Annotated in this window: 20 protein-coding genes and 5 pseudogenes; 11 read left to right on the top strand and 14 right to left on the bottom strand. The window is 71.1% G+C overall.

The annotated features are described in order from the left end of the window. Positions 1-24: 24 nt before the first annotated feature. Positions 25-399 carry a DUF2255 family protein gene (locus ACFT4A_RS02615; protein ID WP_382825282.1) on the top strand — a complete coding sequence of 125 codons (375 nt, stop codon included), beginning with the start codon at positions 25-27 and terminating at the stop codon, positions 397-399. On the opposite strand, the gene ACFT4A_RS02610 is transcribed toward ACFT4A_RS02615, so the two are convergent. Next, positions 361-3027, bottom strand: a complete 2667-nt coding sequence (locus ACFT4A_RS02610; protein ID WP_382825281.1) for an AAA family ATPase — start codon at positions 3025-3027, stop codon at positions 361-363. The two genes, ACFT4A_RS02615 and ACFT4A_RS02610, sit on opposite strands and share 39 nt — an antisense overlap. A 149-nt stretch (positions 3028-3176) precedes the next feature. On the opposite strand from ACFT4A_RS02610, the gene ACFT4A_RS02605 reads away from it, so the two are divergent. The 5 genes from ACFT4A_RS02605 to ACFT4A_RS02585 all read left to right on the top strand — a co-directional run bounded on the left by ACFT4A_RS02605 (position 3177) and on the right by ACFT4A_RS02585 (position 7089). Further along, on the top strand, positions 3177-4490 hold the full coding sequence (locus ACFT4A_RS02605) for an MFS transporter (RefSeq protein WP_382825279.1): 1314 nt from the start codon (positions 3177-3179) through the stop codon (positions 4488-4490). Further along, positions 4487-5830, top strand: a complete 1344-nt coding sequence (locus tag ACFT4A_RS02600; RefSeq protein WP_382825277.1) for a carotenoid oxygenase family protein — start codon at positions 4487-4489, stop codon at positions 5828-5830. The genes ACFT4A_RS02605 and ACFT4A_RS02600 overlap by 4 nt, the downstream gene beginning before the upstream one ends. Before the next feature lie 97 nt (positions 5831-5927). Then, on the top strand, positions 5928-6149 hold the full coding sequence (locus ACFT4A_RS02595) for a hypothetical protein (protein WP_382825275.1): 222 nt from the start codon (positions 5928-5930) through the stop codon (positions 6147-6149). Between the two features lie 117 nt (positions 6150-6266). After that, the gene (locus ACFT4A_RS02590; RefSeq protein ID WP_382825273.1) at positions 6267-6536 is read left to right on the top strand and encodes a hypothetical protein; all 270 of its coding nucleotides are present in this window, start codon (positions 6267-6269) and stop codon (positions 6534-6536) included. 61 nt (positions 6537-6597) lie between these two features. Continuing rightward, the gene (locus ACFT4A_RS02585; RefSeq protein WP_382825271.1) at positions 6598-7089 is read left to right on the top strand and encodes a CinA family protein; all 492 of its coding nucleotides are present in this window, start codon (positions 6598-6600) and stop codon (positions 7087-7089) included. Positions 7090-7337: 248 nt separating this feature from the next. Here ACFT4A_RS02585 and ACFT4A_RS02580 read toward each other — a convergent pair whose 3' ends face one another. The 11 genes and pseudogenes from ACFT4A_RS02580 to ACFT4A_RS02530 all read right to left on the bottom strand — a co-directional run bounded on the left by ACFT4A_RS02580 (position 7338) and on the right by ACFT4A_RS02530 (position 16475). Beyond that, complete coding sequence (locus ACFT4A_RS02580; protein ID WP_382825269.1) at positions 7338-8033, bottom strand: cation transporter; 696 nt, start codon at positions 8031-8033, stop codon at positions 7338-7340. Beyond that, positions 8033-8368: an ArsR/SmtB family transcription factor gene (locus tag ACFT4A_RS02575; protein WP_382825267.1), complete on the bottom strand. Its 336-nt coding sequence runs from the start codon at positions 8366-8368 to the stop codon at positions 8033-8035. Before ACFT4A_RS02575 ends, ACFT4A_RS02580 begins: the two co-directional genes overlap by 1 nt. 119 nt (positions 8369-8487) lie before the next feature. Continuing rightward, positions 8488-9444: pseudogene (locus ACFT4A_RS02570) on the bottom strand (diaminopimelate decarboxylase family protein); the annotation flags it as partial. Between the two features lie 2 nt (positions 9445-9446). Further along, positions 9447-9749: pseudogene (locus ACFT4A_RS02565) on the bottom strand (histidine kinase dimerization/phospho-acceptor domain-containing protein); the annotation flags it as partial. 59 nt (positions 9750-9808) lie between these two features. Further along, positions 9809-10492, bottom strand: a complete 684-nt coding sequence (locus ACFT4A_RS02560; protein WP_382825265.1) for a response regulator — start codon at positions 10490-10492, stop codon at positions 9809-9811. 143 nt (positions 10493-10635) lie between these two features. Beyond that, positions 10636-11304 (bottom strand): potassium-transporting ATPase subunit C, encoded by a 669-nt coding sequence (locus ACFT4A_RS02555; RefSeq protein ID WP_382825264.1) that lies wholly within the window; start codon positions 11302-11304, stop codon positions 10636-10638. A gap of 5 nt (positions 11305-11309) precedes the next feature. Further along, entirely contained in the window at positions 11310-13442 is a 2133-nt protein-coding gene (gene kdpB / locus ACFT4A_RS02550) for a potassium-transporting ATPase subunit KdpB (RefSeq protein WP_382825262.1), read from the bottom strand. After that, a complete protein-coding gene (kdpA, locus tag ACFT4A_RS02545) occupies positions 13442-15103 on the bottom strand; it encodes a potassium-transporting ATPase subunit KdpA (protein ID WP_382825260.1) in 1662 nt (553 codons plus the stop codon). Before kdpA ends, kdpB begins: the two co-directional genes overlap by 1 nt. Before the next feature lie 32 nt (positions 15104-15135). Next, positions 15136-15225 (bottom strand): K(+)-transporting ATPase subunit F, encoded by a 90-nt coding sequence (kdpF, locus tag ACFT4A_RS02540; RefSeq protein WP_037770757.1) that lies wholly within the window; start codon positions 15223-15225, stop codon positions 15136-15138. 201 nt (positions 15226-15426) lie between these two features. Then, positions 15427-16025: pseudogene (locus ACFT4A_RS02535) on the bottom strand (amino acid permease); the annotation flags it as partial. A gap of 276 nt (positions 16026-16301) precedes the next feature. Further along, positions 16302-16475, bottom strand: a complete 174-nt coding sequence (locus ACFT4A_RS02530; protein ID WP_382825258.1) for a hypothetical protein — start codon at positions 16473-16475, stop codon at positions 16302-16304. Positions 16476-16604: 129 nt separating this feature from the next. Between ACFT4A_RS02530 and ACFT4A_RS02525 the strand changes: the two genes are divergently transcribed. Next, positions 16605-17000 carry a molybdopterin-binding protein gene (locus tag ACFT4A_RS02525; protein WP_382825256.1) on the top strand — a complete coding sequence of 132 codons (396 nt, stop codon included), beginning with the start codon at positions 16605-16607 and terminating at the stop codon, positions 16998-17000. Positions 17001-17023: 23 nt separating this feature from the next. Here the strand turns inward: ACFT4A_RS02525 and ACFT4A_RS02520 are convergent. After that, a pseudogene (locus ACFT4A_RS02520) lies at positions 17024-17152 on the bottom strand (NAD-dependent formate dehydrogenase); the annotation flags it as partial. Then, positions 17150-17455, bottom strand: a pseudogene (locus ACFT4A_RS02515) (molybdopterin-dependent oxidoreductase); the annotation flags it as partial. The pseudogenes ACFT4A_RS02515 and ACFT4A_RS02520, both read right to left, overlap by 3 nt. Positions 17456-17537: 82 nt before the next feature. Here ACFT4A_RS02515 and ACFT4A_RS02510 point away from each other — a divergent pair. Genes ACFT4A_RS02510 through ACFT4A_RS02495 form a run of 4 tightly spaced genes read left to right on the top strand, consistent with a single transcriptional unit; the run spans position 17538 to position 20770 of the window. Further along, positions 17538-17924 carry a molybdopterin-binding protein gene (locus ACFT4A_RS02510; RefSeq protein ID WP_382825254.1) on the top strand — a complete coding sequence of 129 codons (387 nt, stop codon included), beginning with the start codon at positions 17538-17540 and terminating at the stop codon, positions 17922-17924. 55 nt (positions 17925-17979) lie between these two features. Further along, on the top strand, positions 17980-18804 hold the full coding sequence (gene modA, locus ACFT4A_RS02505) for a molybdate ABC transporter substrate-binding protein (RefSeq protein WP_382825252.1): 825 nt from the start codon (positions 17980-17982) through the stop codon (positions 18802-18804). Further along, on the top strand, positions 18801-19688 hold the full coding sequence (gene modB / locus ACFT4A_RS02500; protein ID WP_382825250.1) for a molybdate ABC transporter permease subunit: 888 nt from the start codon (positions 18801-18803) through the stop codon (positions 19686-19688). Before modA ends, modB begins: the two co-directional genes overlap by 4 nt. Beyond that, on the top strand, positions 19685-20770 hold the full coding sequence (locus ACFT4A_RS02495) for an ABC transporter ATP-binding protein (RefSeq protein WP_382825248.1): 1086 nt from the start codon (positions 19685-19687) through the stop codon (positions 20768-20770). The genes modB and ACFT4A_RS02495 overlap by 4 nt, the downstream gene beginning before the upstream one ends. Positions 20771-20820: the final 50 nt, after the last annotated feature.

The following is a 20820-nucleotide window of genomic DNA, read 5'->3' as shown; positions in this document are numbered from 1 at the left end:
TGCCCGCGCGGCGAGAGTCGGCCCATGGACACTGTCATGGACCGTACGGAGATCGTCTTGTGGGTACGACACGCGAACGGCCGGTGGTCGTCCAGACCGGTCTGGGTGGTGGTGCTCGACGGAAAGGCGTACGTCCGCTCGGCCTTCGGGAGGCGCGGCGCCTGGTACCGCCGGGTCCTGCGGCACGCGGACATGGAGGTGGAGGCGGCCGGGGCCAGACTGCCGGTCGCCCTCCAGCCGGCGGACGACCCCGAACTCGTCCAGCGGGTCTCCGACGCCTACCGGGCCAAGTACGGGCTGAGTTGGCCCGGCCCCGTGGAGTCCATGAACGGGCCCGAGGCCGCGGCCACCACCATGCGGCTAACGGAGGCCGGGCAGGTCCCGCAGTTGCCTGCGTGAAGTGAGCCCGAGCTTGCGGAAGATGTTGCGCAGATGCGCGTCGACCGTCCGCGGGCTGAGGAACAGCTTCGCCGCCACTTCCTTGGAGGTGGCGCCGTCGGCGACCAGGCGGGCGATGTGCAGCTCCTGCATCGTCAGCTGGTCCGAAGCGGTCGACGTGCGGCTGCGGGCCTGCTCGCCCGTGGCCCGCAACTCACCGGCGGCGCGCTCGGCGAACGCCTCCATGCCGAGGTCGGACAGCGCCTCGTGCGCCGGCCGCAGCGCGGACCGGGCGTCACGCCGTCGGCCCCGGCGGCGCAGCCACTCCCCGTACAGCAGCTGTGCCCGGGCGCGGTAGACGACCAGCGTGCCGTCGTCGAGCAGACCGATCGCCTCCTGGTAGGCCGACTCGTCCTCGGTCACCAGGGCCCGGGCACAGGCCTCGACGCCCAGACCCCAGGCCTGCCGGCCCGCCCGCGTGCGCTCCTGGAGAGACGCGAGGGCCGCGGCGGCGACCTCGGTCTCGCCGCACCGTACGGCCGCCTCGACCAGCTCGGGCAGGGCAAGGCCCGCCGTGCCGACGGCGCCGTACTCGACCGCCCGCCGCGCCGCCTCCAGCGCGGCCGGGTAGTCGGCCAGGCCGTTGCCGAGCACGGCCGTCGCCCAGGCCACGCTGAGGCTCATCCGGTGATCCACCGACGCGAACAGGTCGACGGCCTCCTTGCGCCGCCCGCGCAGCGCGGCCAGGTGGAGACGCGGATAGACCAGCGGTGCCGCCCCGGTGGCATCGGCGATCGCCTCCTCCTCGGAGATCAGCTCCGTCGCGGCACCGAAGTCACCCCTGTGCACGGTCGCGGTGGCCCGCATGGCCAGTGCGACGGGCAGCGTGTGGAAGGATCCCGACTCGCGGCCGGCCGCGACGGCACGGGTGGCGATGCCGCACAGGGCGTCGAAGTTCCACAGCTCGGTGGCCACCATGAAGCCCAGGGACGGCCGCCTGGCCCACACCTCGTCGTCGGGGTCCCCGACGACCGGCCTCAGGATCTCGCCCGCCGCCGCATGCCCCTCCCCGACCAGGCTGACGAGGCCGGTCAGGACGGCCGCCGCGCCGGATGCCGGTTCACCCGGAGGCAAGGCGACCTTCCCGACGGCCTCCACCACCTCAGCGAGATCACCGAGCAGAAGTCCCATCTCCATGGCGTCCAGGGAGCACTCCCGTGACCAGGCGGGGTCGGTGTCCGCCAGCCGCGCGGCGGCACGCAGGAGGTATGCCGTGGGGCTGTCGTCGCCCCGGCGGCGGGCGAACGACAGCCTGCCGCGGAGCAGGTCGGCCCTGGCGGCCCGGCTCGGCTCGTCGGCGGGGACGGTGGTGAGCAGATCGGCCGCCGTGTCGAAGTCGCCCGCCGCGAGCTTGGCCTGGACCGCGGCGAGGACCCGCTCGGCGCGTCGGACCGGGCTGATCGTGAGCGCGGCCGAGCGGGCGAAGAAGGCCGCCGCCGCGGCAGCCCCGCCGCGTTCCTGAGCGCGGTGGGCGGAGGCTTCGAGTTCGTCGGCGACCTGCTCGTCCGGGCCGGCACTGGCCTGGGCGCGATGCCAGGCCCGCCGGTCGGGGTCGGCGACCGGGTCGGTCACGGCGGCCAGCGCCTGGTGCGCCCTGCGCCGCTCCTCCGGCGCCGCGGCGCGGTAGGCGGCCGAGCGGGCGAGGGGGTGGCTGAACCGGATCCGGGTGCCGAACTCGACCAGCGGCACGGACCGGGCGACGGCGGTCGCGTCGATGCCCAGGAGTTCGGCCGCGCGCCACAGCAGGCCGGGGTCGCCGATCGGGTCGGCGGCGGCGACGGTCACCAGCGTCCGGGCCGCCGGCGTCAGGAGTTCCAGCCGGGAGCGGAAGCTCTGCTCGATCACGCCGGGTACCGAGTCGGGCTGGGCGAATCCGCCCGCCATCCCGGCGAGTCCGGCGGTCGCGGGCAGTTCCACCAGCGCGAGGGGGTTGCCGCGCGCCTCGGCCAGGATGCGGTCGCGCACCCGCTCGTCCAGGGGCGCGCGGATCGCCGCGGCGAGCAGCGCGCGGGCATCCGCCGCGCCGAGGCCCTGAAGCGCATGGCCGGGCAGCTCGTCCAGTTCGGGCGGCCGGCTCGGCTCACGGGCCGCGAACACGAGGGCGATCGATTCGGCCGAGACCCGGCGGGCCAGGAAGGCCAGCGCCTTGGCCGACGCCCGGTCGAGCCACTGTGCGTCGTCGACGACGCACAGCAGCGGGCGTTCCCGCGCGGTCTCCGCGAGCAGGCCCAGCGACGCGACTCCGACCAGGAACGGATCGGGTGTGCCGATGTCGAGGCCGAAGGCGATCTCCAGCGCCTTGCGGTGCGGCGCGGGCAACGCCGCCAGTCCGCCGGTGACGGGCGCGAGCAGCTGGTGCAGCGCGGCGAACGGCAGCTCCGTCTCGAACTCCGCGCCGGACGCCCGCATGACGAGGAATCCGGTCGCGGACTCGTCCAGATGCCGCAGCAGCGCGCTCTTGCCGATGCCCGGCTCACCGCGCAGGACCAGGGCACCGCCCCTGCCCTCCCGTGCCGATTGCAGCAGGGCGTCGAGCCGGCGTATCTCGTCCTGACGACCGATCAGCACATCTGTGTATGTCCCGGGCATGATCGACAACCTATGCGGTCGTACGCCGCAGGGGAATCCGCGCACGCCCGCACGCCCCGCGCCCAACGGCCGTACGCGACACCCCGCATAGGCGATATAGGCGATGACCACCGACGCGAGCGCCGTACGCCCGCTGCGAGTGTCGAGCCATGACCCGCACCGCACCGAAACGGACGACCACCACCACCGGCTGGATGCCGCTGGCGGTCCTGGCCACGGCCCAGTTCCTGGTCGTACTGAGCACGTCGATCGTGAACGTCGCCCTGCCGCGGATCCGGACCGGCCTCGATCTGTCGGACACGAGCCAGGCGTGGACGGTCAACGCCTACGTCCTGGTCTTCGGCGCACTGCTGCTGCCGGGCGGGCGCGCGGGTGACGTCCACGGCCTGCGCCGCGTGTTCCTGCTCGGCATCGGTCTGTTCGCCCTCTCCTCCCTGGGCGCGGCACTGGCGCCCACGGCGGTCGTGCTGATCGTCTGCCGGGCGATGCAGGGAATCGGCGCCGCGCTCCTGGCGCCCACGGCGCTGGCCCTCGTGCTGACGCTCTACCCCGACGGGGAGCGGCGTGGCACCGCGCTCGGTGTGTGGGGCGCGGTCTCCGGTGCCGGCGGGGCGGCGGGCGTACTGCTGAGCGGCCTGCTCACCAGCCTGTACGGCTGGCGTGCGGTGTTCGTCGTGATGGTGCCCCTCGCGCTGGCCGTCCTGGTGGCCACCCGGCTGCTGGTCGGGGCCGACCGGCCACGCGGCGGAAGCCTGGACGCGCCGGGCACGGTGGCGGTGACGGCGGGACTGGTCGCGCTCACCTACGGCCTGTCAGGCCCCTGGCCGCTCGCGGTGATCGGTCTGGCGCTGCTCGGCCTGTTCGTGGCGTTCCAGCGCCGCGCCGCCGACCCGCTGCTGCCGGTGCGCATGAGGGTGGTGGCGGTGCCCAACCTGCTGATGGCCCTGCTGGGCGCGGTCTGGCTCGGGCTGTTCTACTTCCTGCCGCTCTACCAGCAACGCGTCCTCGGCTACTCGCCGTTGGAGGCCGGGCTGACCCAGCTGCCCCTCGCCCTCATGATCACCCTCTCCTCATGGGTGACCGGCAGGGTCTCGGGCCGCCCTGTGCTCCCCGTGGGGCTGCTGGTCCTCGCGGCGGGACTGGCCTGGCTGTCCCGGACTCCGGCCGACGGCACCTTCCTTGTGGACCTGCTCGGCCCGACGCTCCTCATCGGCGTCGGCCTGGGGGTGGCCTTCGTCCGGCTCACCGCGATGTCCTCCACGGGCGTCCCGGCCGCCGACAACGGCCTGGCCGGCGGGCTGGTCAACGCCACCCGGCAGATCGGCGGAGCCATCGGCCTGGCCTTCCTGACGCTGCTCCCCTCCTCCGGCGCGGCGTTCGCGGCCTGCGCCGCCCTGACCCTGCTCATCTCAGCGCTCGCGACTCTCTCCACGCGCTCGCCTCTCCCGACACGAAAGGCATGACCATGACCCTGGACAAGCCGTACATCAACGGTCACTTCGCCCCCGTCACCGACGAGATCACCGGCCATGAGCTGAAGGTGCGCGGCACCCTCCCGCCCGAGCTGAACGGCCGCTATTTCCGCAACGGCCACAACCCCAAGCCGGGCATCACCCCCACCCACTGGTTCCGGGGCGAGGGCATGATCCACGGCGTCCGTCTCACGGGCGGCCGGGCCGAGTGGTACCGCAACCGCTGGGTGCGCACGCCCTTCCTGGACGGTGTGCCGTTCACCGGAACCGAGCTCGACGTCAGCGCCGCCGCCACCAACATCATCTTCCACGGGGGCCGCTATCTGGCCCTGCAGGAGGCCAACCTGCCCTACGAGGTCAGCGCCGACCTCGACACCATCGGCGTCCACGACTTCGGCGGCAAACTCGCGAGCGCGATGACCGCGCACCCCAAGGAGGACCCGGAGACCGGCGAGCTGCACTTCTTCAGCTACAGCCCCTTCCCGCCGTACCTGACCTACTACGTGGCCGACGCCGGCGGCGACATCGTCACCTCGCAGGTCATCGACGGCTCCGGCCCCTCGCTCATGCACGACTTCGCCATCACCCGCGAGCACGTCGTCTTCATCAACTCGCCCGTGGTCTTCGACCATGCCGAGCATTCCGGCATCCCCTACCGCTGGCACGACGACGTCCCGCTGCGCATCGGCGTGCTGCCGCGCGCCGGAGGCACGACCACCTGGTTCGAGGCGCCCGACCAGGCGGCCCTGCTGCACATCGCCAACGCCTACACCGACGCCCGCGGCCGGATCGTCCTCGAAGCGCCGCGCTTCGACCGTTCCGCCTGGGAGAACTCGTGGAAGTGGTGGGTCGGCGCTCCCGGCTACGGCACCAGCCCCGACGCCGGCTCGACCCTCTACCGGTGGATCATCGACCCGGCCACGGGCGAGGTCACCACGGAATCCCTCAACGACCTGGTCACCGAGTTCCCGTCGATCAACGACGCCCACACCGGTTCGGCCCACCGCTACAGCTACGCCATCGCCTTCCCCGGCGCGGGCCTGTCCGGCTACCACACCGTCAAATTCGACACCCGCACGGGCCGGGAGAAGCTCCTCGCCCACGGCGAGGGCCGCATGCCCGGCGAGGCCGTCTTCGCACCCGCCGAGGGCGCGACCGCCGAGGACGACGGCTACCTGCTCACCCTCGTCAGCGACCTCAAGGCCGACGCCTCGGAGCTGCTCGTCCTTGACGCGAGCGACCTGAGCACGGTGGCCGCCGTCGAACTCCCCCGCAGGGTGCCGGCCGGCATCCACGGCCACTGGATCCCGGACACGGAGCAGCCCGCCTGACGCGAGGCCGCTGGATCCCCGACACCGCGCTGCGCGACAGCCGAGTAGCGCCGTTTTGGCCTAGTTACACATACGACGCCTGATCGTTCAGCAGTGCATGACCAACACGCGACGCACCCTCGCCGCCCTGGCTCTCGCGGGGGCCGCACTGACCAGCACCGGCACCGCTCACGCCGCCGACCCCGGTGACAAGGGCGGCGACCAGGCCAGTAGCACTTCCGTCAGCACGAGCGGAAACAATCTCCTCCACAGAACGACCAACGCACTCAGCCCGCTCACCAGCCTCCTCCCGGTGAATGTCAACGACATCGGCCGCTAGACGAATGTCTCGGCCGTAACTCCTGGCCCCGGGGATCTCATGGCGATTCCCGGGGCCGAACCATGGGGGGTGGCAACGGATCACGCACGACACGGTCCGCAATGGGCATTCCGGGTCATGGAAGCCCTGGAACGGGATTGCCGGTTCAAGGTCTATTACGCGGGTGAGCGGCGCCCGACCAAAGCCAGTTTCGAACGGCCGGACGTGGGCGCCCACCGCGACTCCGCGTCCGTCTACTACCACCAGAGTGACATCCGTCTGCCGTTCATGCTCCGCCAAGCCGCGCGGTACAGCCCGGACTTCCCACGCTGCAAGGAGTACGAGTACCAGCAGATCGGCGACATCGTGCGTGACATCGAGGAGAGCGGGACCTCTCACTTCGACTGATTCAATGAGCACTCGCGGCGACGGACGGACCGCCGGCACAGCCCGCAACGGAGGAGTCTTTGTGACACTGCAGGACATCGCGGCACGGCTCGGTTCGCTGCTCCGCGCCGGCGGTCTGTCCGTCAGCACGGCGGAGTCCCTCACCGGCGGCATGCTCGGCGCGACGATCACCGGCACCCCCGGCGCATCGGACTACTACCGCGGGGGCGCGATCACCTACGCGACGGACTCCAAGGCGACCGTCCTCTCCGTCACCGAGGCGACCCTCGCCTCCGACGGCCCCGTGAGTTCTGCGACCGCCGAACAAATGGCGCGCGGTGTACGGGAGTTGTTCGGCAGTTCCCTCGGCGTCTCGACAACCGGCGTCGCCGGCCCCACCGGCCAGGACGGCAAGCCCGTAGGACTCGTCTACATCGGCGTCTCCGACACGGAGCGCACGGTCAGCCACGAGTTCAGAAGCAACGGCACGACGCGCGACGAGGTACGCCGCCAGGCCGTGGAACGGGCACTGAGCCTGCTCGTCGACCATCTCGACCGGACAGAGAAGAGCTGACGGACCCGGGCGCGGAGCGGCGTGGCGACGACGTCAGCACCCGGTCCAGCTCCTCCCCGGCCCGGTCGTACCCGGCGTCGGAGATCCGTTGGAGTTCGCACAGGTCGCCAGCAGAGAACCGGCATGCAGGGATCCCTCGTCCCGGGCACGGTCAACGCCTCGCCCCCGGCATGGCGGCGGCTCGACACTCTCAATCGCGCACAACTGGGCGCGTGACGGTGAGCGTCACGACGGGAGGACGTCGCTGCTCAGCCGCAACAGTCGCACCCTGGGCGACAGCCACACGCTTCACTCGCCCCGGCCACAGGGGCGACGGCGCAACAGCCCTCTCCCCGCCACGCGTCACGCCCCTCCTTCACGGCGACGGCCGCGATGACGAGGGCGGCGACGGGGTCCGCCCAGGACCAGCCGATCGTGGCGTTGAGGATCAGGCCGACCAGCAGCACGCCCGAGAGGTACGTGCACAGCAGGGTCTGACGGGAGTCGGCGACCGCGCTGGCGGAGCCGAGTTCGCGGCCCGCGCGGCGCTGGGCGGCCGACAGGAACGGCATGACCACGAGGGAGAGGGCGGCCAGCACGATACCGGGGACGGAGCGTTCGGCCTCGCCGGTGCCCGTGAGGGCGCGGACGGCGTCGACGCCGACGTAGGCGGCGAGCGCGAAGAACGACAGCGCGATGATCCGCAGGGCGGCCTTCTCGCGCGCCTCGCGCACGGCGTGCTCCCGGGCGGAGAACTGCCAGGCGACCGCGGCGGCCGAGGAGACCTCGATGATCGAGTCCAGGCCGAAGCCGATCAGCGCGGTGGAGGAGGCGAGGGCGCCGGCGGTGATGGCGACGATCGCCTCGATGGCGTTGTACGCGATGGTCGCGGCGACCAGCAGGCGTATCCGGCGGGCGAGCGCGTCACGGCGGGCCGGGCCGGGGCCGAGGGATATCGCGGTCATCAGCAGCACCCCTGCTCGTCGGCGTCCACACACGTACGGTCCGTGGCGACGGCGACCACGACGGCGCGCAGGTCGTCCAGCGCGTGGCCGAGGCGTTCGTCGGCCAGTTCGTAGCGGGTGCGGCGGCCGTCGGGCACGGTGACGACGAGGCCGCAGTCGCGCAGGCAGGCGAGGTGGTTGGACAGGCGGGTGCGGGAGACGGCGAGGGTGTCGGCGAGGTCGGCGGGGTAGGCCGGCGCTTCGCGCAGAGCGAGCAGGATGCGGCAGCGGATCGGGTCGGCGAGCGCGCGGCCGAAGCGGGCGAGGACGTCGATATCCGAGACAACGGTCAGCACGAGGCGACAGTACACGGCATCCTGAATTCAAGGAAAGCTGAACGATGTGAGCCCGGGCGGGCCGGTCGGCGTGGGTGAAGGAAGACCGGCCCGCCCGGGGGTCGAGGGGTGCCGGTTCGCTACAGGCCCACGTCCCGGCTGCGGATGTCCTCCAGGGACTCGCGACGCACCAGGAGGCGGGCGAGTCCGTCCCGTACGGCGACGACGGGAGGACGGCCGACCAGGTTGTAGCCGGAGGCCATGGACAGGTGGTACGCGCCGGCGACGGGGACGGCGAGCAGGTCCCCTGGACGTATGTCGCCCGGGAGTTCCGCGTGCGGTGCCAGGACATCGCCCGCCTCGCAGTGCCGGCCGACCACGGTCGTCCGGACCGGGGCCGCGGTGCTGTGCCTGCCGATCAAGCGGGGCGCGTAGCGGACGCCGTAGAGGGCCGGGCGCGGGTTGTCGCTCATGCCGCCGTCGACGGCCACGAAGACGTTCCCGCCGGTGTGCTTCACGGACAGGACGCGGTACAGGGCGATGCCCGCCGGGCCCACGATCGCCCGTCCCGGTTCGATGATCAGGCGGGGCACGGGAGGTCCGGCCGTGGCGCAGGCCTCGGTGAGTTCGGCGCGGACCTTGCGGGCCAGTGACGTCAGGTTCAGGCCCTCCTCGCCGGGGCGGTAGGCGATGCCGTGGCCGCCGCCGAGGTCGAGTTGGGGCAGGAGCAGGCCGTGCTGCTCGTACAGGCGTGCCATGAGGCCGACGATGCGGCGCACGGCGACGAGGTACGGCTTGACGCTGGTGATCTGGGAGCCCAAGTGGCAGTGGAGACCGGTGAGTTCGAGCTGCGGCTGGCCCAGGATCCGGGCGATGGCGTGCTGGGCGTAGCCGTCGATGGGGGCACCTCCCGCTCGAGCGAAGCCGAGAGTGGGGGCGGAGAGGCCGAACTTCTGGTCGTCCGTGCCGGTGCGGATCTTCTGGTGGCCGCCGGCGCTGATGCCAGGCACCACCCGGACCATCACCTTCTGGCGCCCGTCCGGCCCGACGGCGGCGGCCAGCCGCGCGATCTCCGAGGGGCTGTCGATGACGATCCGGCGAGCCGGTCGGCGCCCCCCTCGATGGCCTCCAGCAGCTCCGCCTGGTCCTCCGGCGACCACTCGACGTCGTCCGAGCGCAGGGAGGTGACCGCGGCCTTGATACCGGCGAGCGGGGTGCGCAGGTCGTGCCTGACGGCGGCGAGCAGCGCGGTCCGTATGCGGTTGCCCTCGGCGAGTTCCTTGGCGCGGTCGGCCTCGCGCCGCAGTCGCTGGCGGTCCAGGACGACGGCGGCCTGCGCGGCGAACGCGGCCAGCACCCGGCGGTCGGCGGCCGGCAGCACCCGGCCGCGCAGGTCCAGGGCTCCGTCTCGTCGGTCCGCTCCAGCACCGAGGTAGATCCGAAGCTTGCCGCGTGCCATGTTCACCCTTCGAAGCGGTAGCCCATGCCGGGCTCGGTGATCAGATAGCGGGGGTGGGAGGGGTCCGTCTCCAACTTGCGGCGCAGCTGGGCCATGTAGACGCGCAGGTAGTTGGTCTTGCTGCTCTGCGAGACGCCCCAGACCTCCTGCAGGAGGTGCTTCTGCGTGATCAGCCGGCCCGGATCGACGACCAGGATCTCCAGCAGATGCCACTCGGTCGGAGTGAGCCGCACGTCCCGCCCGTCCCGGACGACCTTCTTGGCCAGCAGGTCGATGCTGAAGTCCGCCGTCTCGACGAGCGTCGTCTCGGGGACGAGCGGCGCGTCCTCGGTGCGGCGGACGGCGGCCCGCAGCCGGGCCAGCAGCTCGTCCATGCTGAACGGCTTGGTGATGTAGTCGTCGGCGCCCGCGTCGAGTGCCGCCACCTTCTCCTCGGACCCCTGGCGGGCGGACAGGACCAGGATGGGCATCCGGCTCCAGCCCCGCAGGCCCTTGATGATGTCGACGCCGTCCATGTCGGGCAGGCCGAGGTCGAGCAGGACCACGTCGGGCTGACGCGCGGCGGCGAGCCGGAGGGCGGTGGCGCCGTCGGGGGCGGCGTCCACTCCGTACTTGCGTGCCTGCAGGTTGATGACGAGGGCCCGTACGAGCTGCGGGTCGTCCTCCACCACGAGCACCCGGGTCATGGGTGTGTGCCTCTCCTGTCGTGCGTCGGGCCGTGCGCGCCGGAGGCGGGGCGGCCGACTTCATGGCGGCGGGAGCCGGCGGGTCCGGGATGTCTCCCCGGCCGCCGGCTCCCCTCCGGCTCGCGAAAGGACCCCTGAGGCCATCACTTCGTCGCTGCGAGGTCCTTGAGCGCGATGTTGAGTTCGAGGACGTTCACCCGGGGTTCGCCCATGAAGCCCAGGGTGCGGCCCTCGGTGTGGTTCTCGACCAGCCGGTCGACCTGGGCGACGGACAGGCCGTTCTTCTCCGCGACCCGGTGGACCTGGAGGTCGGCGTAGGCCGGGGAGATGTTCGGGTCCAGGCCGGAGCCCGAGGACGTCACCGCGTCGGCGGGGACCTGGGACGGCTTGGCCTTGTAGCCGGCCGTCGAGTTGTCCTTGACGACGGCGGCCTTCGCGTCCTTCACCCACTGGATGAGCTCTTCGTTGTCGCCGGACCGGTTGGTCGCGCCGGACAGGATGAGCTTGTACTGGGTGTTGACGCTGTTGGTGCCGAGACCGTTCTGCGGACGTCCCTGGAACCACTTCAGATCGGGATCCGGGGTCTCCTGACCCTCCTTCGGCGGCAGGTTGTAGGCCTGGCCGATCAGCGAGGAGCCGACGACCCTGCCGTCCGCCTTGATCTCGGAGCCGTTCGCCTTGTTGTGGAACAGCCCCTGCGCGATGCCGGTGACGACCAGCGGGTAGATGACGCCCGTCACCAGGGTCAGTACGAGGAGGGCGCGCAGGCCCGCCCCGAGCAACCGGGCCGTGTTCGATACGGAGTTGTTCATCGCGATCAGCCGATTCCGGGAATGAGGGAGATGAGGAGGTCGATGATCTTGATGCCGATGAAGGGCGCGATCAGGCCGCCGAGACCGTAGACGGTCAGATTGCGGCGCAGCATCCTGTCGGCGCTGACCGGCCGGTACTGCACGCCCTTCAGGGACAGCGGCACCAGCGCGATGATGATCAGCGCGTTGAAGACGACCGCGGACAGGATCGCGGAGTCCGGCGAGGACAGGCCCATGATGTTGAGCTTGTCCAGGCCCGGGTAGACCGCCGCGAACAGCGCCGGGATGATCGCGAAGTACTTCGCGACGTCGTTGGCGATGGAGAACGTGGTCAGCGCACCGCGCGTGATCAGCAGCTGCTTGCCGATCTCGACGATCTCGATGAGCTTGGTCGGGTTGGAGTCGAGGTCGACCATGTTGCCGGCCTCCTTGGCGGCCGACGTACCGGTGTTCATCGCCACGCCGACGTCCGCCTGGGCCAGCGCTGGGGCGTCGTTGGTACCGTCACCGGTCATCGCGACCAGCTTGCCGCCCGCCTGCTCCCGCTTGATGAGCGCCATCTTGTCCTCGGGAGTCGCCTCCGCGAGGAAGTCGTCGACGCCCGCCTCGTCGGCGATCGCCTTGGCGGTCAGCGGGTTGTCACCCGTGATCATGACGGTCTTGATGCCCATGCGGCGCAGTTCCTCGAACCGTTCCCGCATGCCGTCCTTGACGACGTCCTTGAGGTGGATGACGCCGAGGATCCGGGCTCCGTCCGCGTCCTCCACGGCGACCAGCAGCGGGGTGCCGCCCGCCTCGGAGATGCGGTCGGCGATGGCGTCCGCGTCGTCGGCGACCGTGCCGCCCTGCCCCCGCACCCAGGCGACGACCGAACCGGCGGCGCCCTTGCGGATCTTGCGCCCGTCGACGTCCACGCCGGACATCCGGGTCTGCGCGGTGAACGCGATCCACTCGGCACCGGTCAGCTCGCCCTGGTCGCGCTCGCGCAGGCCGTACTTCTCCTTCGCCAGGACCACGATGGAACGGCCCTCGGGCGTCTCGTCGGCCAGCGACGACAGCTGGGCGGCGTCGGCGACCTCGGCCTCCGTCGCCCCGCTCACCGGCGCGAACTCGGCCGCCTGGCGGTTGCCGAGCGTGATGGTGCCGGTCTTGTCGAGCAGCAGCGTGGAGACGTCACCGGCCGCCTCGACCGCGCGGCCCGACATCGCCAGGACGTTGCGCTGCACCAGCCGGTCCATGCCCGCGATGCCGATCGCGGAGAGCAGGGCGCCGATGGTGGTCGGGATGAGACAGACCAGCAGGGCGACCAGCACGACCATCGTCAGGTCCGTGCCCGCGTAGTCCGCCAGCGGCGGCAGGGTGGCGCAGGCCAGCAGGAAGACGATCGTCAGCGAGGCGAGCAGGATGTTCAGCGCGATCTCGTTCGGCGTCTTCTGCCGGGCCGCGCCCTCGACCAGGCTGATCATCCGGTCGATGAAGGTCTCGCCCGGCTTCGTCGTGATCCTGATGACGATCCGGTCCGAGAGCACCTTCGTACCGCCGGTGACCGCCGAGCGGTCGCCGCCGGACTCACGGATGACCGGGGCCGACTCACCGGTGATCGCCGACTCGTCGACGGAGGCCACGCCCTCGATGACGTCACCGTCACCCGGGATGATGTCGCCGGCCTCGCAGACGACCAGATCGCCGATCCTCAGCTCGGTGCCGGGCACCTGCTCTTCGACGGATCCGTCGAGCCGACGGGCCACCGTGTCGGTCTTGGCCTTGCGCAGGGTGTCGGCCTGCGCCTTGCCACGGCCCTCGGCGACCGCCTCCGCCAGGTTGGCGAAGATCACCGTCAGCCACAGCCAGGCGCTGATGGTCCAGCCGAACCAGTCGCCCGGGTCCCTGAACGAGAAGATCGTCGTCAGGACCGAGCCGACCAGCACCACGAACATGACGGGGGACTTGACCATCACCCGCGGGTCGAGCTTGCGGAAGGCCTCCGGCAGCGACTTGAGCAGCTGCTTCGGATCGAAGAGGCCCGCACCGACACGGCCCTCGGCGGACTTGTGCCCGGTGGGTACGTCGCTGTGCGGCGCCCGGGTCGGAGTGGCTGTGGACATCGAGTCCTCTTGCTTCTCTGTGCGAGTGGTCATCACGCCAGCCCCTCGGCCAGCGGTCCCAGCGCGAGGGCCGGGAAGTACGTCAGACCGGTGATGACGATGATCGTGCCGACGAGCAGACCCGTGTACAGGGGCTTGTCGGTGCGCAGCGTGCCCGCGGTGGCGGGCACCGGCTTCTGCTCGGCGAGCGAGCCGGCCAGCGCCAGCACGAACACCATCGGCACGAAACGGCCGAGCAGCATGCACAGGCCGAGCGTGCTGTTGAACCACTGCGTGTCCGCGTTCAGACCGGCGAAGGCCGATCCGTTGTTGTTGGAGGCGGACGTGTAGGCGTACAGGATCTCGGAGAACCCGTGCGCCCCGCTGTTGGTCATGGAGTTCGCCGGGGTCGGCAGCGCCATGGCGAAGGCGGTGAAGACGAGCACCAGCGCCGGGGTGATCAGGATGTAGCAGGCCGCGAGCTTGATCTCGCGGGAGCCGATCTTCTTGCCCAGGTACTCGGGCGTGCGGCCGACCATCAGACCGGCGATGAACACCGCGATGATCGCCATGATCAGCATGCCGTAGAGGCCGGAGCCGGTACCACCGGGCGCGATCTCGCCCAGCATCATGCCGAGCATGGTGATGCCGCCGCCGAGGCCGGTGAAGGAGGAGTGGAAAGAGTCCACCGCGCCGGTCGAGGTGAGCGTGGTCGCCGTGGCGAAGATCGACGAGCCGCCGACGCCGAACCGGAGCTCCTTGCCCTCGTACGCCCCGCCGGCGATGTCGAACGCCGGGCCATGGTGGGCGAACTCGGTCCACATCATCAGCGCCGTGAAGCCGAGCCAGATGGTGGCCATGGTCGCGAGGATCGCGTAGCCCTGCTTGACCGAGCCGACCATGAGGCCGAAGGCGCGGGTCAGGGCGAACGGGATGACGAGGATCAGGAAGATCTCGAAGAGGTTCGAGAACGGGGTGGGGTTCTCGAACGGGTGGGCGCTGTTGGCGTTGAAGTAACCGCCACCGTTGGTGCCCAGCTCCTTGATGGCCTCCTGCGAGGCGACGGCGCCGCCGTTCCACTGCTGTTGGCCGCCCACGAACTGGCCGACCTCGTGGATGCCGGAGAAGTTCTGGATGGCGCCGCAGGCGACCAGGACGATCGCGGCGACGGCGGCGATCGGCACCAGGATGCGGATGGTGCCGCGCACCAGGTCGGCCCAGAAGTTGCCCAGCTCACCGGTGCGCGAGCGCGCGAAGCCGCGTACGAGGGCCACCGCGACGGCGATGCCGACGGCCGCGGAGACGAAGTTCTGCACGGCCAGACCGGCGGTCTGCACGACGTGGCCCATGGCCTGCTCGCCGTAGTACGACTGCCAGTTCGTGTTGGTCACGAAGGACACGGCGGTGTTGAACGCCTGGTCCGAGTCGATGGCGGAGAAGCCGAGCGAGCCGGGCAGCACGCCCTGGATCCGCTGGAGCACGTAGAGGAAGAGCACCCAGACCAGGGAGAAGGCGAGGACGCCGCGCAGGTACGCGGGCCAGCGCATCTCGGAGTCCGGGTCGGCACCGATGCCCTTGTAGATCCACTTCTCGACACGCCAGTGCTTGTCGGAGGAATAGACCTTGGCCATGTAGCTGCCGAGCGGTTCGTAGGCGAGCGCCAGCGCGGCGATCAGGGCGAGCAACTGGAGCACGCCCGCGAGTACGGGACCCATCGCCCCCGCTGCGGTAGCGGCTGATGTCACTGTCAGAACCTCTCCGGGAAGATCAGGGCGAGGACGAGATAGCCCAGCAGGGCGACGGCCACGACCAGGCCGACGACGTTCTCGACGGTCACAGCTTCGTCACCCCCTTGGCGACGAGAGCCACCAGCGCGAATCCCGCGATCGTGGCGATGACGAAGGCCAGATCGGCCATCGCGAACTCCTGGAGTGAGGTTCGGTGTATACGGACGATTAGAGGAAAGCCCCTCTTCGGCCGGATCGGACCGCCCGTTGACGGCTCTCATACGGCGGGGCCCAGGGCTTTGACGGGTCTCTTACGCCGCCCGAGCCCCGGACCGTGTGGGCGCCGTTTCGAGGGGTCGGAGGAGCCGGAAGCGGAGTCGGCGGATCACCGCGTCGGTCTCGCGTCGCACGGCGTGTGCGACGACCGCGCCGCGCTGGTTCCGCAGCAGCCTCCCCCAGCCACAGCCGCTCCGGCTCGGTCTCCGGGATCAGCACGGTGACCTGTGTGCCCGGCTCGGCGGCGGCCACCTCACGGACGTACCCGGCGATCGGACGGCCCAGGCTGCGCCGCTCGCTGGTCAGCCGGACCAGGGGCACCCCGGGGTTCCACCCCGCCCAGGAGCGCTCCGGGGCGTGCAGATGGGCGCGGTCCTCGGCGTCCGGGTAGCAGCCTGGACAGGGACGAGACGGGGACGATCACCAGGGAGCGCTCGCGGTGCGGGGGCTCCGGTATGCGGCCGAGGCCGAGCCGCTCGCCGATCCGGCCGTAGGCGCGGTGCACGGTCTCGAAGGCGACCACGAGCAGCGGCAGGGCGATCACGATCAGCCAGGCGCCCTCCTGGAACTTCTCCACGGTGACGACGACGGTGGCGACACCGGTGAGCAGCGCGCCGAAGCCGTTGAGCAGCGCTGCCGAGACGAGGGCGAGGGCCAGGACGGCGTGGCGGTGGACCCGTACGACGGCGTCTCCTCCCACCTGGTCCTGCGGGACGTCCACGGCCATCGCCTGGAACGCGACCCCCGCATCCTCACGGCCAACCCCCTGCTCTGGCACGAACTCGACACGGGCGTCCGCCGCTCCCTGGAGCGGCACACTGCGCCACGGTACGGAGGTCCTGGAACGGCTCGGCCAGCGCATCGACGACGAGACGGTGGACGCGGTGTTCCGGGTGTCGGGGCTCTCCCGTCAGGGGCGGTAGATCAACTCGATGATGACGGCGATCATGAACATCCACGCTCCCAGACCGATGATCCACAGCAGATCAACTGCGATGCCGCCGGCAAGCACGGCCAGCCCGGCGGTGCCCAGAACGATCACCAGTCGACGGACACCGCGGTCGGGGAACCAGTCGATAGCCACGCTGTCAGCGTCTGGAAGGTCGGTCGTCCAGCGCAAGCGATGCCCTGAATACTGTCGCGTTCTTGACGCGCGCAAGACCGTCGGTGCAGGGGGCAGGCCCACCCCGCGGATGGGCCTATCTTGGCCCGCATGCAGTCATACACGATCGGCCAGGCAGCCCGGCTGCTCGGCGTCAGTCCGGACACCGCGCGACGGTGGGCGGACGCGGGGCGAGTGGCGACCCATCGCGACGAGGGCGGGAAGCGGCTCATCGACGGGAAGGACCTGGCCGCCTTCTCCGTGGAGCTCGCCAAGAGCGGAAGCGGTGAGGAGGACGCCTCCTCCACCTCGGTGCGCAACGCCTTCCCCGGCATCGTCACCGCGATCAAGCTCGGTGACGTGGCGGCCCAGGTGGAGATCCAGGCGGGTCCCCATCGGCTGGTGTCGCTGCTGACGCGGGAGGCCGTGGAGGAGCTGGGGCTGGAGGTCGGCATAGAGGCCACCGCCCGGGTGAAGTCGACGAACGTGCACATCGACCGCGTCTGAGCGAGAGGCGGTGGCCTCCGCGGGGTGCCGGCGGCGTAGCGGGTCTGCGCGGACAACGACGAGCCGGAGATGTGCGGGGTCGTGCCGTGGTGCGGCATGGTCCGCCACGGGTGGTCGGCGGGCGCCGGCTGTGGGTACCAGACGTCGCCCGCGCCGTGGACGGCGATCAGGAAACGCAGGCGGTCCTTGCGGCGGGCGGGGTCGAAGGCCGGGCCCGCGTCCATGAGGACGTCGTGCAGGAGCGGCCCGGTGAAGCGGTGGTGCTGGATGCCGCTGGTGGCGCACTCGAAGCTGACCTGTGCCCGGTGCTGGGGCCATGCGAGCAGGTCGGGCACCGTCAGCCGGGCCGGTCGGTCGAGGTCGCCCGCGAGATCGAGTTCCGCCCCGGGTCCGGCGGCCGTACGGGCAGCTGCGAGGGTCTGGCTCCCGAGCCACCCTCCCGTACAAACGCACATGCCATGCCGACACAGAAAGAGTCCGGCTCATGCGATACGACAGGAGACTTTCGCCTCGCATCTGCGGAAGTATGATCGGCGTATGCACACCTACCGGATCGGGGACGCCGCCGCCTTACTCGGCGTGAGCCCCGACACCGTGCGGCGTCTGGTCGACGGCGGGAAACTGACCGCCGAACGCGATGAGCTGGGGCGCCGGATCATCCCGGGACCGGCCCTCGCGGCCTACGCCCGCGAGATACACCGGGCCGAGCGGGAGTCCACCGGCTCCTCGGCCCGCAACCGGTTCACCGGCATCGTCACCGACGTGATCCTCGGGGACGTCTCCGCGCAGGTGGAGATCCAGGCCAGGCCGTTCCGGGTGGTGGCGATGGTCAGCCGCGAGTCGGCTGAGGAACTGGAGCTGGAGCCCGGCGTTCCGGCGGTTGCCGTGATCAAGTCGACCAACGTGGTCGTCGGGAGCCCGTAGACAAGGTCTTCAGGCCGTAGTTGTGTCCGTGAGGACCAGAGGGAGTGGACCCGTGATGACCCGTACCGTGCGCCGGACCCGCCGGATGCTGCAGGTGACCGGCGCAGGTGCCGCCGCGCTGCTGGCCCTGAGCGCCTGCTCGTCCTCCGACGACTCCTCGTCGGCGTCGGACTCCTCGGCGTCGGCCTCCGGCTCGCCGAAGCCGTCCGGAGAGGTGACCGTCTTCGCCGCCGCCTCGCTGAAGGAGAGCTTCACGACGCTGGGCAAGGAGTTCGAGAAGGCCCACCCCGGCACCAAGGTCACCTTCAGCTTCGGCGGCAGCGACGCGCTGGCCGCGAGCATCACCGGCGGCGCCCCGGCCGACGTGTTCGCCTCCGCCAGCCCCAAGACGATGAAGATCGTCACGGACGCCGGAGACGCCTCCGGCACGCCCGCCACCTTCGTGCGCAACCAGTTGGAGATCGCCACCCTGCCGGGCAACCCCGACAAGGTCGCCTCCCTGAAGGACCTCGCCAACGCGGACCTGAAGGTCGTCCTGTGCGACAAGACGGTGCCGTGCGGCGCCGCCGCCCAGAAGGCCCTGGACGCGAGCAAGCTGAAGCTCACCCCGGTCTCCTACGAGGAAGACGTCAAGTCCGCCCTCAACAAGGTGGTCCTGAAGGAGGCCGACGCGGCGGTCGTGTACAAGACCGACGTGAAGGCGGCCGGTGACAAGGTGGAGGGCGTGGAGTTCCCCGAGTCGGCCGACGCCGTCAACGACTACCCCATCACCCTCCTCAAGAGTTCGGAGAACACCGGGACCGCCAAGGCGTTCATGGAGCTGGTGCAGTCCGCCGAAGGCCAGAAGGTCCTGAACGAGGCCGGGTTCCTCAAGCCGTGACCTCTCCCTCCCTGAACAAGGCCGACGCCGCGGACACCCTCACGGGTGGCCCGCGGCGCCGCCGCGTCCCCAGGGGCGGTCGCGGAGGCGGTCGCGGGGGAGGTCGCGGGGGCGCCCCGCTGCCCCTCCTCCTGCCCGCGCTGATCGGCCTGGCCTTCCTGGTCCTGCCGCTCGTCGCCCTGCTGGTCAGGGCCCCCTGGCGCAGCATGCCCGAGCTGCTGACCAGCACCGAGGTGTGGCAGGCCCTCCAACTGTCCCTGGTCTGCGCGACGGCGGCGACCGCTGTGAGCCTGGTGATCGGGGTGCCGCTGGCCTGGCTGCTGGCCCGGGTCGACTTCCCGGGCCGCGGGCTCGTGCGCGCCCTGGTGACCCTCCCACTGGTCCTGCCCCCCGTGGTCGGGGGTGTGGCACTGCTGATGGCACTGGGCCGCAACGGAGTCGTCGGCAAGTGGCTGGACGCCTGGTTCGGGATCACCCTGCCCTTCACCACCGCGGGAGTCGTGATCGCGGAAGCCTTCGTGGCGATGCCGTTTCTCGTCATCAGCGTGGAGGGCACGCTGCGCGCCGCCGACCCGCGCTACGAGGAGGCCGCCACGACGCTGGGCGCCTCCCGCTTCACCGCGTTCCGCCGCGTCACCCTGCCGCTCATCGCGCCGGGTATCGCGGCGGGCGCGGTCCTGGCCTGGGCCAGGGCACTCGGCGAGTTCGGCGCGACCATCACCTTCGCCGGCAACTTCCCCGGCCGCACCCAGACCATGCCCCTCGCGGTCTACCTGGCCCTGCAGAACGACCCGGCGGCGGCGATCGCCCTCAGCCTGGTCCTGCTGGCCGTGTCCATCGCCGTACTCGCCGGTCTGCGCGACCGCTGGATGACCGCCTCATGACCGATCCCGAGAAGACCGATGCCGAGAAGACCGATGCCGCCGCCGAGGGGCTCGACACGCGGCTCGTGGTCGAGCGCGGCTCCTTCCGTCTCGACATCACGCTGACAGCGGCCCCCGGAGACGTCGTCGCCCTGCTCGGCCCCAACGGCGCCGGCAAGACCACGGCTCTCCGCGCACTGGCCGGTCTCGTTCCCCTCACCAGCGGCCATCTCCACCTCGACGGCTCGGACTTGGACCGTATGCCTCCGGAAGCCCGACCGGTCGGGGTCGTCTTCCAGGACTATCTGCTCTTTCCGCATCTGTCCGCCCTGGACAACGTGGCCTTCGGGCCACGCTGCCACGGCGCGAGCAAGGCGGAGGCCCGCGCCCAGGCCGCCGCATGGCTGGAGCGCCTCGGTCTGGCCGAGCACGGCTCCGCGAAACCCCGCCGTCTCTCCGGCGGGCAGGCCCAGCGCGTCGCCCTCGCCCGCGCCCTGGCCACCCAACCCCGGCTGCTCCTCCTCGACGAGCCGCTCGCCGCCCTCGACGCCCGCACACGCCTCGACGTCCGCGCCCAGCTCCGCCACCATCTGGCCGAGTTCGAGGCCGTCGCCGTCCTCGTCACGCACGACCCGCTCGACGCCATGGTTCTCGCGGACCATCTCGTCGTCATCGAGGACGGCCACATCGTCCAGCGGGGCACCCCCGCCGACATCGCCCGCCGCCCGCGCACCGACTACATCGCCCACCTGGTCGGCCTCAACCTCTACCGCGGCGAGGCCGAAGGACACACGGTCCACGTCGACCACGGATCGGCGGTCACCACCACGGAGGACTTCACCGGCCCGGTCTTCGTCGCCTTCCCCCCGAGCGCGGTGACCCTCTACCAGGACCGCCCCAGCGGCGCCAGCGCCCGCAACCTGTGGCGCTGCGAGGTGTCCGGCATGGAAACCCACGGCGACCAGATCCGCGTCGCCCTCACCGGCGAACTCCCCCTGGCCGCCGACCTCACCACGGTCGCCGCGGCCGAACTCGACCTGCGCCCCGGAGCCACGGTCTGGGCAACGGTCAAGGCGGCTCAGACGCACGCGTATCCGGCCTGAGGGGCCGTCGGCCGACGAGGCCCGCGCCAAGTTGAGCATTCCTGGACCGC

The sequence above is a fragment of the Streptomyces sp. NPDC057099 genome, assembly GCF_042671245.1.
In the GTDB taxonomy this organism is placed as follows: Bacteria; Actinomycetota; Actinomycetes; order Streptomycetales; family Streptomycetaceae; genus Streptomyces; species Streptomyces purpurascens.
Note: the sequence above shows the minus strand (reverse complement) of the source record. Positions and strands in the feature narration are given on the sequence as shown.

Bases quoted from the DNA above. Each gene is read 5' to 3' on its own strand.
- ACFT4A_RS02600 (WP_382825277.1), top strand. From the start codon at position 4,487: ATGACCATGACCCTGGACAAGCCGTACATCAACGGTCACTTCGCCCCC.
- ACFT4A_RS02525 (WP_382825256.1), top strand. From the start codon at position 16,605: ATGCAGTCATACACGATCGGCCAGGCAGCCCGGCTGCTCGGCGTCAGT.
- kdpB (WP_382825262.1), bottom strand. From the start codon at position 13,442: ATGACCACTCGCACAGAGAAGCAAGAGGACTCGATGTCCACAGCCACT.
- ACFT4A_RS02560 (WP_382825265.1), bottom strand. From the start codon at position 10,492: ATGACCCGGGTGCTCGTGGTGGAGGACGACCCGCAGCTCGTACGGGCC.
- kdpA (WP_382825260.1), bottom strand. From the start codon at position 15,103: ATGGGTCCCGTACTCGCGGGCGTGCTCCAGTTGCTCGCCCTGATCGCC.
- ACFT4A_RS02495 (WP_382825248.1), top strand. From the start codon at position 19,685: ATGACCGATCCCGAGAAGACCGATGCCGAGAAGACCGATGCCGCCGCC.
- modA (WP_382825252.1), top strand. From the start codon at position 17,980: ATGACCCGTACCGTGCGCCGGACCCGCCGGATGCTGCAGGTGACCGGC.
- ACFT4A_RS02555 (WP_382825264.1), bottom strand. From the start codon at position 11,304: ATGAACAACTCCGTATCGAACACGGCCCGGTTGCTCGGGGCGGGCCTG.
- ACFT4A_RS02595 (WP_382825275.1), top strand. From the start codon at position 5,928: ATGACCAACACGCGACGCACCCTCGCCGCCCTGGCTCTCGCGGGGGCC.
- ACFT4A_RS02510 (WP_382825254.1), top strand. From the start codon at position 17,538: ATGCACACCTACCGGATCGGGGACGCCGCCGCCTTACTCGGCGTGAGC.
- ACFT4A_RS02615 (WP_382825282.1), top strand. From the start codon at position 25: ATGGACACTGTCATGGACCGTACGGAGATCGTCTTGTGGGTACGACAC.
- ACFT4A_RS02605 (WP_382825279.1), top strand. From the start codon at position 3,177: ATGACCCGCACCGCACCGAAACGGACGACCACCACCACCGGCTGGATG.
- ACFT4A_RS02610 (WP_382825281.1), bottom strand. From the start codon at position 3,027: ATGCCCGGGACATACACAGATGTGCTGATCGGTCGTCAGGACGAGATA.
- ACFT4A_RS02590 (WP_382825273.1), top strand. From the start codon at position 6,267: ATGGAAGCCCTGGAACGGGATTGCCGGTTCAAGGTCTATTACGCGGGT.
- ACFT4A_RS02580 (WP_382825269.1), bottom strand. From the start codon at position 8,033: ATGACCGCGATATCCCTCGGCCCCGGCCCGGCCCGCCGTGACGCGCTC.